The following is a 13900-nucleotide window of genomic DNA, read 5'->3' on the forward strand; positions in this document are numbered from 1 at the left end:
TCTCCGTCGAGAATTGGCGCAATTCGGAGCAACGTAGAGGAAGCAAAAAAGGCTAAAAAAGTAGAAAGAAATCGTCCGGTCTCGGAACAGGGCAAAAGGCGTGGCAAACGCAACAACCGCCGCCGATATCGGAACGCCGGGAGAAAAGCGGCAGCGATATCAGACGGCGGCGTGTCGGTCGCGCCATAGATCTGGCGCTGTTTTCAAAGTCCCCTCTGGACCTCTGTCGATAACGAAGCAGGAAGCGTGCCAACTGCGAAAATCGCGGGAAAAGGATGGCAATCGTCAGTTCTAGCGGCCCATCAAGCAATCGACGCTCAGATATTGAGCAGCCAAACAGCAACTGACGTAATTTTAGGCCGCAGGCCTGCTGAAATCGGGGCCTTAGTTGATGAGGCCAATGCGCAGTGCCTTGGCGACGGCCTGCGTGCGATTGACTGTATCCAACTTCTTTGTTGCGCGGTTCAGGTAGTGATTGACCGTGTGTTCGGAGAGATCGAGGATTTCCGCGATTTCCGCACTGGTCTTGCCAGCGGCAGTCCAATTGAGGCAATCGATCTCACGGTCCGTCAATGTATCGGTCATGCGCGTATCGAGGTTACGGATTTCGGCCAGCCGATCGAAGACATGGATCGCGATGTAGCTGAGTTCCCGCATCTCCGCCGGAGTGAAGGGCTCGCGATCACCGGCAAAGGAGACTGCACCGCGCGTCCCCGACGGTTCATGGGTCGGAAAATAGGCGCAGCGCATCATCTTGAAGCGTTCGAAAAGGGCTGCAACGACACCTGTCTTGCCGTCGTCGCGCGGCCAGTTGGTGCGCGACGTATCGTAGAAGAAAGGCAAAGTCGACGTGCGCAGCCGCCGCAGGACCGGACTGTTCACCATCAGTCCTTCCTGATCGTAGATGGACAGGAGTTCAGCGGGCCAGCTGGTAATGATCGTGTTGCCCTGAAGATCGAAGGAGGTAACCGGCGGCAGGTTCAAAACCATGAATGCCCGGCTGCGATAGGCCTCCGTCACCCGCTTCATGAAGCGGAAAATGTCGAACTGCGTCTTTAGACCGGCGACCTCGTGGACGTAGGCGTCTTCCACCGAAGTTTGCGGTAAGCTTGCCATCAGATTTTTTCGCCTTCGAACCGGGCTTTGGTAAACCGCTGGCAGCCTGCGTGGAAAAACGGTCAGTACAGGGTGGGTTACACGACGCCCGTCAGATCAATAGTATTCAGCCTCGGCGTGCAGCGCGTTCGGCCGGTGAATTGTCGATGATTTCGCGGACGACCCCAGTTGGCGTGATTCGCCGTCAAATCTCAATAATGCACTCATTATAAGCATGCTATGTATACCACGTCCAGCGGTTGAGACGGTCAAATCGGCTTCAACGCCTTGGCCCGAGACGGACGCGCATTTCGTCCATGATTTTCCGGGCCGTCACCTGGACAGGAATGGTCCATTCCTGAAGAAGTTCCATCGACAGCCGGTAAGCGGGACCGGTGACGGAGACCCCGCCGATGAAGGAACGATCGTCCGACCAGATGGGGGCGGCGACACAGCAAATACCAGCCTCGTGCTCCTCGCGATCGAAAGCATGGCCGGCCGTGGCAATTTCGCCAATCTCCGCCAGCAGGCTTTCTGCTTTCACATGCGTCGCTGGGGTGAAGCGGTTGAAATGCAGGGCGGAGAGCAGCTCATTGAGTTTAACGGGCGACAGCACCGAGAGTGCGGCCTTGCCGACACCGGTGCAATAGCAGGGTGAGGCATTGCCGATCTGTGAATACATGCGCACCGGCTGGTGTCCTTCGACCTTGTCGAGATAAATGATGGAGGAGCCGCGCAGCACGCCGAGATGGACGGTCTCACCCGTCTCTCGATGAAGAGAGGCCAGATGCGGAGCGGCAATCAGGCGGAATTCGTTGCGCGCCCAACTTCTCGAGGCGAAATCGAGGAGCCGGAGGCCTGGCGCGTAACGGCCTTCGGCGTCAAGTTCGAGGAGTCCTTCCGCCACCAGATGGCCGAGCTGCCGGTGCAGGGTGCCGCGCGGCTGGTTGGCTAAAGCGAGAATATCGGTAAAGCGCAAGGGAACGTCGGCATGAGTGACGAGATCAAGCAGCATCACCAGCTTGCCGAGCGTGCCAGTATCACGCGATGTGCTAGTATCACGCGAAGCGCCGGTTTCACGCAACAGGCTCTCGTCATCCGCCTGCGCCATGCTGTCGCCGCTGGAGTTCATCGCCTTTCCCACTCTTGACACAAAAGGCAGGCTAATCGAATAATTCCATATAGTCAAATAACGTTCCAAATAATGGAATAATCATATGCCGGGAGGAAAGACGATGAGTGCTGTGACCGCACAATTCCCCGAATTCAGGGATCGCACGGTGCTGGTGACCGGCGGCGGTTCGGGCATCGGCGCTGCCCTCGTCGAGGGTTTCGCAAGGCAGGGTGCAAAGGTTTCCTTCCTCGACATCGCCGAGGCAGAAAGCCGGGAACTGGCAGGACGGCTTTCCGGAGAGACTGCGTATCCGGTCAGCTTCCACCACACGGACCTCCGCGATATCGACGCCATCAGGCGGACTGTGAGCGAGGTTGTCGAAAGGTCCGGGCCGATCCGGGTGCTCGTCAACAATGCCGCCTGGGACGACCGGCACGAATTCGACGACGTGACCGAGGATTATTGGGACAACAATCAGGCAATCAACCTGCGCCATGTCTTCTTCACCTCGCAGGCGGTTGCCCCTTCGATGCGGTCAGCCGGCGGCGGAGCGATCATCAACATGTCGTCGATTTCCTTCAAGCTGAACATGGGCGTCTTTCCTGCCTATGCCGCCGCCAAGGCGGCAGTCGTCGGCCTGACAAAGAGCATGGCCGGAAGACTTGGTCCCGAGAATATCCGCGTCAACTGCATTCTGCCGGGCATGGTGGTGACCGAGCGGCAGATGAAGCTATGGCTGACGGAGGAAAGCATTGCCCGCTCCGTGCAGGAGCAATGCCTGAAGACCCCATTGAAGCCGGACGCGATCGTCGGTCCGGCTCTGTTTCTTGCATCCGACTGCGCGGCCGGCATGACCGCGCAGTCCCTTATCGTCGATGGAGGCGTTCTCTAATGGCAAATCCCGCTTATGTCGCGGTGGACTGGGGCACCAGCAGCTTCCGGCTCTGGCTTATCGATGCCGGTGGCTCCGTTCTTGCCGAGCGCCGCAGCGGCGAAGGCATGACGACTGCCGCCAAAACCGGCTTTTCTCAGGTTCTTGCAGAACATCTAGCAGCCGTCGAAGCGCCTGATAACCTGCCTGTTATCATCTGCGGCATGGCAGGCGCGCGGCAAGGCTGGGTGGAGGCGGGTTATATCGACGTGCCGGCTTCGCTTTCCTCGATTCTATCAGGCGCGGTTTCCGTGCCTGGCGAAAGCCGCGACGTGCGCATTCTGCCAGGCCTTGCGCAGCGCGATGCTGAGACGCCCGATGTCATGCGCGGTGAAGAAACGCAGCTTCTCGGGGCACTCGGGCCAGACAGCAGGGGAATGCAGGCCGTTTGCATGCCGGGTACGCATTCCAAATGGGTGCATGTCAGGGACGGCAAGGTCATCGGTTTCTCCACGTTCATGACCGGCGAACTTTTCGACGCCATCACCAAACACACGATCCTCATGCACGCCGTTGCCGGCGCCGAGGACCAGCCGACCGATGCAGCGGCCTTCGAAGCGGCGGTTGCAGCCGCCTTCAAGCGGCCAGCACTTGCGTCGAACATGATTTTCACCGCCCGCTCCGGCCAGCTTCTGCACGGTATTTCGGCTGCCGCTGCTCAAGCCAAGCTCTCCGGCACTCTGATCGGCCTTGAAATTGCCGGCGCGCTGCAGGATGCCGGAAACGATACGGCCATTACCCTCGTCGCTTCCGGACGCCTGCAGGCGCTTTACGAGCAGGCTTTCCGCACGCTCTCCCTTTCCTTCACCGCCATCGATGCCGATGCCGCCGTCCGCGGTGGGCTTTCGGCTGCTGCCCAAGCCATCTGGCCAAGTTGAGCCATCTGGCCGAACTGAGAAAGATATTTCCCATGAACCGTGTCCCCTTCCCCGATATGAAGCGTCCGCTGATTGCCATCCTGCGCGGCATCAAGCCCGAGGAAACCGAAGCCGTGGTCGGCGCGCTGATCGAAAATGGCCTGACGGCGATTGAGATCCCGCTCAACTCGCCGGAGCCCTTCAAGTCGATAGAGATCGCCGCCAAGATGGCGCCCGCAAATGTGTTGATCGGAGCCGGCACGGTACTGACCACGGAAGCCGTCGACAGCCTGTATGCGGCTGGCGGCAAGCTCTTGGTGACACCGAATGTCGAGGCCGAGGTCATCATCCGCGCCCACGACTACGGCATGGTGACCATGCCCGGGGTCTTTACGCCTACTGAAGCGCTGCAGGCAGCGCGCGCGGGTGCGACCGGCCTCAAGTTCTTCCCCGCGAGCGTTCTGGGGCCGTCAGGCATCACCGCAATCCGCGCTGTCCTGCCGCAGGAATTGGTGATTGCGGCCGTCGGCGGCGTGTCGGACAAGAACTTTTCCGATTATACCAGAGCGGGCATTTTGGCCTTCGGTCTCGGCACCAGCATTTACAAGCCGGGAATGACCGCCGCAGAGGTTGCCGAGCGCGCCAAGGCAACCATCTTAGCCTATGATGCAGCCATAGGAGCATAGGCATATGACTGATATTTATGAATTCGAGGGCAAAACACTTTGCAACACCAATTCGGTTCTGGGTGAGGGCCCCACTTACGATCCCGTTTCCAATTCGGTCTGGTGGTTCAACATTCTCGGCAAGGAACTTCACGAGCTCAATCTTTCGACGGACGAAAAGAAAGTGCATCCGTTGCCTGTCATGGCGAGCGTGCTTGCCAGGATAGATTCCAGCCGGCAGTTGCTGGCGACCGAAGAAGGGCTTTTCGTGCGTGACATCGCGAGCGGCAGCCTGACCTTTTATGCAGCGCTGGAAAACGACAAGCCGGAGAACCGCTCCAACGACGGGCGCACGCATCCCTCGGGCGCGTTGTGGATCAGCACCATGAGCAAGCGCGCCGAACAGCAGGCGGGCGCGATCTACCACGTGGCTGCCGGCAAGGTGACGAAAATCTTCGGCGGCATCAGCATTCCGAACTCCATCTGCTTTTCGCCCGACGGCACGATCGGCTATTTCACCGATACCCGCATCAGCCGCCTGATGCGGGTCATGGTCGATCCGCAGACCGGCCTTCCCTCGGGCGAACCAATCGTGATGGTCGACAGCATGGACGAACCCGGCGGGCTGGACGGTTCGGTCTGCGATGCCGATGGTTATATCTGGAATGCCCGCTGGGGCGCCGGCGTCGTCGACCGCTACAGCCCGGACGGCCTGCGCATCGCCCGCTACAAGGTGCCGGCCGCACAGCCTTCTTGCCCGGCCTTTATTGGAGCCAATGCCGACCGGCTGGTGGTGACGACGGCTTGGGAAGGGCTGGACGAGGATGCCCGCTCCGCTCAGCCGAGCGCAGGCGCGCTACTTGAACTCGGCATCACCGTAAAGGGTGTTTTCGATCCTGCCTATGTGATCTGAACGTCGAAACCCGCATGTACAAAGGCGCTCCGTTGCAGGGCGCCTTTTTGCATTTCGGGCCGCCTTTCGATCAAGGCTCCGTGAAAACCGTAAAATTTTCCGTGTCTTCGTCCGGAACCAATAAGCAAATCGGCCATTTCATTTTTGAACCGGCACGACAGGAATGCCTGAAAATAGGCGCTGCCAGGCCAGGGATCACTCAAGGAACGAAGGTAGGTACGAAATGACACGCAAACTCCTGACGACTGTTGCCGCTGGCGCACTGTTTGCCACGGCTTTCGCACCGACGGCATTTTCGCAGACAGCTCAGCAACCTGCGAATCCTGCCGCCCCCACCCAGTCTGCACCCGCCGATCCTGCATCCCCCGCACCGGCCAAGCCGATGGCTCCTGCAGGTGATGCCGCACAGGCTCCTGCGCCGGCACCGACCACCGATACGGCTCAGGCAGCTAGCGACAGCTATCTTACACAGCAGGCCCCGGACCAGATCAGCGCTAACACCTATATCGGCCAGTCGGTCTATAACGGCAACAATGAGAGCATCGGCGAAGTCAACGACCTCATCATGAAGAAGGATGGCGGTCTCGTAGCGGCTATCATTGGTGTCGGCGGCTTCCTAGGCATTGGCGAAAAGAACGTCGCCGTTCCGATGCAGAAGATCACCGTCGCCCAGAACACGCAGGACGGCACCGTCAAGCTTACGACCACGGAAACCGCGGAATCGCTGAAGGCTGCTCCGGAATTCAAGACGCTGGCTATGCAGTCGGCTGAAAGGGCTCCAGCAGCAACCGGTACGGCTTTGCCGACGGACAATACGGCGACAGGCTCGACGACCAACAAGTAATCCGTACGGAGAGTAGAGCGTCGGCGATGGCGTCCCATGGGGCGCCATCGCTTTTTGCCTTGTTGCGCAAGTCGTAATCGCGAAATCGCTGCACAGTTTGAGCTGCATGCATTATGCGCTGGCGCGTTCCGCTGCGCTTGTATCGCAGTAATAGTTCTCGTGCAGGAAGCGCAGCGTGGCGATGCCATCGGCCGGCCGACCGAAGTGATAGCCCTGTCCCATGCCGCAGCCGAGCATGCGCAGCTTGACCGCTTCCGAATAATCTTCAATGCCTTCGGCCACGACCTCCAGTTCGAGGCCTTCGCACATGGCAAGGATCGCCTTGATTATGTGCTCGGAGGCGCGGTCGGAATTAATGCGTGAGACGAAGGCCCGGTCGATCTTGATCTTGTCGAAGATGAAATCGCGCAGGCGCCCGAGGCTCGACTGGCCGGTGCCGAAATCATCCAACGAGATGCGCACGCCCGCCGCTCGCAGATCGGCAAGGATCCGGTGGGCCGTATCGGCGGAACTCATGACAGCCGTCTCGGTGATCTCAAGCTCAAGCCGATGCGGGTCGAAGCCGACGCGGCCAAGGATCGAAAGGATGGAATTGCTCGTACCCGGATCCATGAGTTGGGCCGAAGAGAGGTTGAAGGACAAGAAGAGTTCGCGCGGCCAGGAGAGCGCCGCTTCCGCAGCCTTGCGCAGCAACGCCTCCGACAGCGCATCGATAAAGCCGCGCTCTTCGGCAAGCGGCACGAAGACGCCGGGCGAGACGAAGCCGAGATCGGGATCGCTCCAGCGGGCAAGTGCTTCGAAGCCCACTACCTGATTATTGGCGAGCGAGACGATCGGCTGGAAATGCACGTCGATTGCGTCGGAAATGATGGCGTTTCGAAGCGCCTGTTCGAGCTGGGTCGCCCGTTTCATCTCCTGCGCGATCTCGCGCGAATAGACGGTGATCTGCCCGCGGCCGCGGCGCTTGGAACGATAGAGCGCGGTTTCGGCGCTCTTCAAAAGCTCGTCGCAGTCCTCGCCTGCAAAGGGATGGATCGCAAAGCCGAACGAGGCGGAGAGACGCACGTTGCGGTCGCCGAGATCGTACGGAGCCGACAGGACCTCACGGATCATCTGGCCGAACTTCTCGGCGCTGGCGCGCTCGAAGATCAGCGGCAGGACGAAAGCAAACTCGTCGCCGTCATGACGGGTCACCAATGCACCATCTGGAATGCAGGCTTTCAGGCGATGGGCGACCTGACACAGGATTTCATCGCCGGCAGCGGAGCCGAAAAGATCGTTGATGGGTTTGAAACTGTCGAGATTGGCGATACCGATGGTGAAGGGCGCCGGGTCGCTGGCCCGCTCGGCTGAAATCTGCATCACCTTGTCGCGCAGACGATTGCGGTTTCCCAATCCGGTCAGCGGATCGGTATAGGCCATCGCCTGGAGCTCGTTCTGACTCACAGTCATGAATGGTATTTCCGGCGAAACCATCACTCCAAACCCAAGATTTTTCCTCCGCACCGGCGAAGAATGACGGCCAAATCTTAACAATTCGATAGTAAATCGAGGGGGCTACAACCTGAAGCACTCCCAAGATCTGGGGGACGCGTCCTTTATAGAGATTGAGCCTTCATCGGCTCATCCACCAGGTGCTTCTGAAATATCGTTTCCAGCATGTCGGGGCTGACCGGCTTCATGACGACATCATCCATGCCGGCCTTGGCGCATTCCGCACGATCGCGCTCGAAAGCCTGTGTCAGTACGCCGATGATCGGGGTCCGGGCACCCTGTCCCTCTTCCATCTGGCGAATGAGGCGTGAGGCTTCAAAGCCGTTGAAAACCGGAAGCGAAATATCCATCAATACAATCTGCGGCCGATGTTCGGCCCAGAGACGAACGACCTCTTCACCAGTCGCTGCGATCCGATGGCGGTAACCGAGACCTTCGAGGATCTGTGTGAAGACGATCTGGTTGATTTCGTTGTCCTCGGCAACGAGAACCTGAAGGCCTGCGGTTTCTTCAGTTGTGGTAATTTCCCAGTCGCCTTCGGTGCCGCCGCCGCATCCGCTGCGGTTGAAGTGGCGGGCGATCTGGAAGGTCAACTCATTGGCAATCTGGAAGCCATCCATGACGAGGGCAGGAATACCATATTGTTCGGCGAGTTCCAGGCAGCGCATGCCCATCTGATTATCGATGATCAGAAGATCGAGCGAGATGCCGGAGGAGCTGGCAATCTCGAGGAAACGTTCTTCCTCATCCTCGCCGCGGACCGAGCAGGATTCGAAGCCGTATTTTGCGAGCGTGCGCAGCGCGGCAGTTTCGGCGGCAAGATCCGAGGTGACGACGACAATCTTTCGGCCGGAGAAATTTTCCGGAACGATCGCCTCCATCGCCGCCGGCTCGCGACGCTGCGATGCGTTCGGCACCGGCACATAAGCGCGGCGGTAGGTCTGGTTGCTGGAAGTGGTGATCTTGGAGGCCTGGCTGAATTCGTCGAGATCGCCTCCGTCGCGCGGCAAGTCCTGCATGGTGGAGACGAGGAAATAGCGCCCCGGTTTGCCGATCCTGTGCTTGCGGCTGACGATGTCGCGTTCGGTGCCATCACGGGCGATCTGGCGCTGGCGGGAGACCGACATTTCACCGGTTTCAAGCACGTGGCGATCGCTTTCCTCGAAGCGCTTGGCAATGTCAGGCGAAAACAGATCACCACTCTTGCGGCCGAGAACCTCGTCCGCCGTCGTCTGGTACTTCTCGCAGAAGGCCTTGTTGACGGCGACATAGGCAAGGTTGCGATCCTTGACGAAGAGCGGGAACGGCAGATGGTCGAGAATATCCTCGGTGAGTTGTACGCGCTCCAGATCATAGCGCCACTGTTCCTCGCGCTTACGCGCCTCGGAAATATCCGAGATGACGGTTACGCCATAGCCGTTCGGCAGGCGGCGCTTCAAAAAGCGAACCCAGCGGTCGGAGCCGTGGCGCTCGACGGATTCGAAACGTTCACGCCAGTGGGAGGCGATGCGCTGGGACAACCAATCCTCGCGGCTGAGCGAACCCGGCTGGCGCCCGAGAGTCTTCTCGCGAATGCCGGTATCGTAGATCGCACCCAGAAAGTCTCGAAGCCGGGCGCCCGGCCGAAGCACAGCCTCAGGTAGCGGAAAGAATTCCATGACCTGGCGGCTGGCGAAGATAAGAAGATCGTTGCGGTCATAGATGACGAACGCGGCAGAAAGACTGTCGCACACAGCGTCGAAAAGCGCCGTCTGAAGGTCGGCCTCAGGCGGCGGCGCGTCACTCACAGATGATGTGTCCGCCTTTTCGAAGCCGGCACTCATTCCTTCACATCCCACATCTGTCCGATTTTCGCGGTTCCGGAGGTATATGAATAAAATGCCGTTTTTGTCTTAAGAGCCGCTTAACAGTAATGCCCCCCAAATTTGGGGGACAAGGCTCGACATCTGTTTCAAGCCCGACGAAAAGCCTTTCCTCATGGCCGCGAATCCCCGAAAATAGGCGCATGGCCATCAGACAGCTCTCGGAAACGCTCATCAACCAGATCGCCGCCGGCGAAGTCATCGAACGACCGGCGAGTGCTGCAAAAGAGCTGATCGAAAACGCGCTCGACGCGGGCGCGACCCGTATCGAAATCGCAACCGCCGGCGGCGGCAAAGCGCTGCTACGCGTCAGCGACAACGGGTCCGGCATGGATGCCGCCGATCTTGAACTTGCGGTCAAGCGCCACTGCACCTCGAAGATATCGGAGACGCTTGACGATATCCGCACGCTCGGCTTCCGGGGCGAAGCATTGCCATCGATCGGTTCGGTGGCGCGGCTCAGCATCGCAAGCCGCAGGCGTGACAGCGCAGCAGGCAACGAGATCTCTGTTGCCGGCGGCAAGATCGTGCATCTGCGCCCTGCAGCCGCGAATCCGGGAACGATCGTCGAGGTGCGCGACCTATTCTTCGCGACGCCGGCACGGCTGAAATTCCTGAAGACGGAGAAGGCGGAAGCGGCTGCAATCACCGAGATCGTCAAGCGTATGGCGATTGCCTTTCCGGGCGTGCGTTTCGTGCTGTCGGGCTCTGATCGCTCGACGCTGGAATTTCCGGCAACCGGCGAGGATCATCTGGCGCGCATGGCGCAGGTGCTCGGCAAGGAATTTCGCGACAACGCCATCGCCCTGGACGCCGAACGTGAAGAGGTGCAACTGACCGGCTTTGCCGGCGTGCCGACCTTCAACCGGGGCAATTCGGCTCATCAATACGCATTCGTCAACGGCCGCCCCGTGCAAGACAAACTCATCCTCTCGGCGATCCGCGGCGCCTATGCCGAAACGATTCCCTCCGGCCGTTATCCGGTCGCGGTGCTCTCCATCACGCTCGATCCTGCGCTCGTTGACGTCAACGTACATCCGGCAAAATCCGACGTCCGCTTCCGCGATCCGGGACTGGTTAGGGGGCTAATTGTCGGCGCAATTCGAGAAGCTCTCGCGCGTGATGGCAGCCGGGCAGCAACGACTGGCGCAAGCGACATGCTGCGCGCTTTCCGCCCTGGCTTTCAGGCGACACCACAGCGGCCGCAGGCACCATGGTCGGCGACAACTTCTCCCTCCCGGCCGTATCAGTCGACGGCCGGTTTCGGTGAAAGACCGCAAGCCTCCTTCGACGGGCTCGTCCATCCGACGGCGCGCTCGGAGCCGGTTTTCGAGCCTGCATCCCAAGCGCAGGCCGCAGCCACTTTAGCCGAACCGGTGGCGCGCTATCCGCTCGGTGCCGCGAGGGCGCAGATCCATGAAAACTACATCATCGCGCAGACAGACAATGGCATTGTCATCGTCGATCAGCACGCCGCTCATGAGCGGCTGGTCTTCGAGGCGATGCGCCAGGCGTTGCATTCCAAGCGGCTGGCCTCACAGGTACTGCTGATCCCCGAGATCGTCGACATTCCCGAAGAGGATTGCGACCGGCTGATGGTACATGCGGCCGAGTTTTCCGAACTCGGTCTTGCGATTGAACGTTTCGGGCCGGGCGCCATTGCTGTGCGCGAAACGCCGGCCATGCTCGGCGAGGTCGACGCGCAAGGCCTCGTCCGCCAGCTTGCCGATGAGCTCGCCGAATGGGACACGGCCTCCGGCCTTTCGGCCAAGCTCGAATATGTGGCAGCAACCATGGCCTGCCATGGCTCGGTGCGATCAGGACGACGGCTGCGGCCGGAAGAAATGAATGCGCTTTTGCGTCAAATGGAAGTCACCCCAGGCTCCGGCCAATGCAATCATGGACGTCCGACCTATATCGAACTGAAGCTTGCTGATATCGAGCGTCTGTTCGGCCGGAGCTGAAAAAGCTGGCAAAACAACTTGTCGGGGAGTATGGCAGACGGATGACAGACCGCGGGGATGGAACGCATGAATTTGTTCGAAGGACACGGAAACCGCGAGGCGAAGATCCGCTATCTCGACGGCGATTTCCAAATTCTGTCGCCCGGCTCCTATGTCGTCTGCGCAATGACGGGCAAACAGGTCCCGCTCGATGAGCTTCGCTACTGGAGCGTAGCGCGGCAGGAACCCTATGCCGATGTCGCTTCGGCACTCGAAGCCGACCGGCGCGCCGGCGTTCTGCCGAGCCAGCGTTAAGCTTTCTTTTTCGCTTCCCTGAGCCGACGCTCACGGCAGGCATCGAAGGCTCGATCGATGATGAGCCTGGGTGCAAGCGGATCAGTGAATGCCATCTCCACCTCGACGACATGGCAGCGGGCCGCAAGCTTCTCCGCCTTGCCGTGATGGCCGGCGAGACGTACGAAATCCTTCGACGTCGTGACGATCGTCAGGTTCTGCTGGTCTGCAGCCGCGAGAAGACCGTCGATCTCTTCCTCACTTAAATGCTCGTGATCGCCGAAAGCCGTCGCCACCTCGATGTTCGCTCCAAGCGAACGAACCGTGCGGAAGAATTTTTCCGGATCGGCAATACCGGCAAAGGCGAGTACTTTGAGGCCATCGAAAGAATTCTCGCCGGACACTTTCAGCGCGGCGGTAAAATAAGGCTTGGCAGCGCGCGCCGCGATGCGGACGATACGGTCAGCCGCATTGCCATCTCCGACCTTCAGAAGCGCGGTCGCTTGGCGCAACTGCAGTCTGACCGGCGCGCGCACCGGGCCACCCGGGACAATATGACCGTTGCCGAGACCGCGCGTCGCATCAATCACCAGAAGCGCGTAGTCGATGGCGAGCCGCGCACTCTGGAAACCATCGTCCATGATGATGACATCGGCACCTTCTTCGACGAGCCTCACTGCACCATCGACACGCTTGCGGGAGATCACTGTCAGGGCTTCCTGCGCCAGCAACAGCGGCTCGTCGCCCACGGCGACTGCGCGGTGATGGGCAGGATCGACGACGGTGGTGATATCCAACGAACCGCCGTGACCGCGGCTTAAGAAACCTGGCTTCAGACCCTTGGCTTTGGCGGCACGGGCAATCGCAATTGCCGTCGGCGTCTTGCCCGCCCCCCCCACTGTGAAATTACCGACGCAGATGACGGGAATCGGAACCGAGGCGCGGCGCGCATGGACCATGCGATAGCCCGCCACACGACCATAAAGGAAAGAAAGGGGCGACAGAGCCCATGCCTGCCAACCTGCCCGCCTCCACCAGAAAGGCGGCGCTTCGGATATCATGATGCCGTCCCGTTTCCCTTGCCCTCACCCCCAGGCGAGGTCTCACAAAATCGACCGGGCGGATTGAGAAGCCAAAACGCATGAAAATGCAAGTCTTTGCGCCTCAAGCCAGTTGCAGATCCGGCAGCAGGGCTTCGATGTGGGTGATGTCGTCGAAAACATGATCGGCGGCGGCGGAGAGCGATTCACGCGAGCCGGTGCCGGTCAGAACCGCGATCGTCAGGCCGGTCTTCGCGTTCCTGCCCATATGGAGATCATGGTTGTTATCCCCGACCATGGCGATCTCTTCCGGCTGAAGGCCCGTCGCAGCACAGAAGCCGAGCACCATGCCCGGCTCAGGCTTGCTGCCGAAGCCGCTGTCGTAACCGGCGATATAATCGACATAGTCGGAAATGCCGAAGCGCTGGGCCGTTTGACGGATCGAGCGCTCATTGTCGCTCGAGGCGATGCCGAGCTTGAAGCCGCGTTTGTGCAGGCGGCCAAAGAAGGCTGCGAGATCGGTGACCGGCACAGAGAATTCTGCGGCATTGGCAAAGAGATTGTCGAGCTTGATCGTTAGTTCGATCACATCGACCTTCGAGCCGGCGGCAACGAGGCCTTCCGCGATCTGGTGGGTGTTACCGGCCGCAAGCAGGCTGTCGGGAACGATATGGCCTGTGACGGGGTCCATGCCGCATGCGGCAAGCAGATGATCGGCAAGTGCTGCGTCGCCTTCGGCGGCGATCCGGGCAAGCTCTCGGTTTACAGGTAGCCAGCTTTCATCATAGTCGAGCAGCGTGCCGTCCTTGTCGAAGAGGATGCCCCTGATCTTCGCCTCTGCCGACATG

At 59.9% G+C, this 13900-nt stretch carries 13 protein-coding genes; 7 read left to right on the forward strand and 6 right to left on the reverse strand.

Annotation, left to right across the window (positions count from 1 at the left end; all coding sequences use genetic code 11):
- Positions 1-384: 384 nt before the first annotated feature.
- Both FHT92_RS04840 and FHT92_RS04845 read right to left on the reverse strand, forming a co-directional pair.
- Positions 385-1116, reverse strand: a complete 732-nt coding sequence (locus FHT92_RS04840; RefSeq protein WP_183822907.1) for a LuxR family transcriptional regulator — start codon at positions 1114-1116, stop codon at positions 385-387.
- Between the two features lie 259 nt (positions 1117-1375).
- On the reverse strand, positions 1376-2227 hold the full coding sequence (locus tag FHT92_RS04845; RefSeq protein ID WP_183749119.1) for an IclR family transcriptional regulator: 852 nt from the start codon (positions 2225-2227) through the stop codon (positions 1376-1378).
- A gap of 103 nt (positions 2228-2330) precedes the next feature.
- Here FHT92_RS04845 and FHT92_RS04850 point away from each other — a divergent pair, with 103 nt between their 5' ends.
- The 5 genes from FHT92_RS04850 (at position 2331) to FHT92_RS04870 (ending at position 6419) form a co-directional block, all read left to right on the forward strand.
- The gene (locus tag FHT92_RS04850) at positions 2331-3101 is read left to right on the forward strand and encodes an SDR family NAD(P)-dependent oxidoreductase (RefSeq protein ID WP_183822909.1); all 771 of its coding nucleotides are present in this window, start codon (positions 2331-2333) and stop codon (positions 3099-3101) included.
- Positions 3101-4018: a 2-dehydro-3-deoxygalactonokinase gene (locus FHT92_RS04855; protein ID WP_183822911.1), complete on the forward strand. Its 918-nt coding sequence runs from the start codon at positions 3101-3103 to the stop codon at positions 4016-4018. Before FHT92_RS04850 ends, FHT92_RS04855 begins: the two co-directional genes overlap by 1 nt.
- A 32-nt stretch (positions 4019-4050) precedes the next feature.
- Entirely contained in the window at positions 4051-4683 is a 633-nt protein-coding gene (locus FHT92_RS04860; RefSeq protein WP_183822914.1) for a 2-dehydro-3-deoxy-6-phosphogalactonate aldolase, read from the forward strand.
- 4 nt (positions 4684-4687) lie between these two features.
- Positions 4688-5575, forward strand: a complete 888-nt coding sequence (locus FHT92_RS04865) for an SMP-30/gluconolactonase/LRE family protein (RefSeq protein WP_183749115.1) — start codon at positions 4688-4690, stop codon at positions 5573-5575.
- A gap of 223 nt (positions 5576-5798) precedes the next feature.
- On the forward strand, positions 5799-6419 hold the full coding sequence (locus FHT92_RS04870; RefSeq protein ID WP_183822916.1) for a PRC-barrel domain-containing protein: 621 nt from the start codon (positions 5799-5801) through the stop codon (positions 6417-6419).
- Positions 6420-6530: 111 nt separating this feature from the next.
- Here the strand turns inward: FHT92_RS04870 and FHT92_RS04875 are convergent, their stop codons facing one another.
- Together FHT92_RS04875 and FHT92_RS04880 are read right to left on the reverse strand one after the other, a co-directional pair.
- On the reverse strand, positions 6531-7895 hold the full coding sequence (locus FHT92_RS04875; RefSeq protein ID WP_210278345.1) for an EAL domain-containing protein: 1365 nt from the start codon (positions 7893-7895) through the stop codon (positions 6531-6533).
- 122 nt (positions 7896-8017) lie between these two features.
- Positions 8018-9736, reverse strand: coding sequence for a response regulator (locus FHT92_RS04880; protein ID WP_183822920.1), 1719 nt, complete (start codon positions 9734-9736; stop codon positions 8018-8020).
- Positions 9737-9918: 182 nt separating this feature from the next.
- On the opposite strand from FHT92_RS04880, the gene mutL reads away from it, so the two are divergent.
- Both mutL and FHT92_RS04890 read left to right on the forward strand, forming a co-directional pair.
- Positions 9919-11739 (forward strand): DNA mismatch repair endonuclease MutL, encoded by a 1821-nt coding sequence (gene mutL, locus FHT92_RS04885; RefSeq protein ID WP_183822922.1) that lies wholly within the window; start codon positions 9919-9921, stop codon positions 11737-11739.
- 66 nt (positions 11740-11805) lie between these two features.
- A complete protein-coding gene (locus FHT92_RS04890) occupies positions 11806-12033 on the forward strand; it encodes a DUF2093 domain-containing protein (protein ID WP_183749110.1) in 228 nt (75 codons plus the stop codon).
- Here FHT92_RS04890 and lpxK read toward each other — a convergent pair.
- Entirely contained in the window at positions 12030-13073 is a 1044-nt protein-coding gene (lpxK, locus tag FHT92_RS04895; RefSeq protein WP_183822924.1) for a tetraacyldisaccharide 4'-kinase, read from the reverse strand. The two genes, FHT92_RS04890 and lpxK, sit on opposite strands and share 4 nt — an antisense overlap.
- A 103-nt stretch (positions 13074-13176) precedes the next feature.
- Positions 13177-13899, reverse strand: a complete 723-nt coding sequence (locus FHT92_RS04900; RefSeq protein ID WP_183822926.1) for an HAD family hydrolase — start codon at positions 13897-13899, stop codon at positions 13177-13179.
- Between the last annotated feature and the right edge of the window lies 1 nt (position 13900).

Source organism: Rhizobium sp. BK377, assembly GCF_014193935.1.
In the GTDB taxonomy this organism is placed as follows: Bacteria; Pseudomonadota; Alphaproteobacteria; order Rhizobiales; family Rhizobiaceae; genus Rhizobium.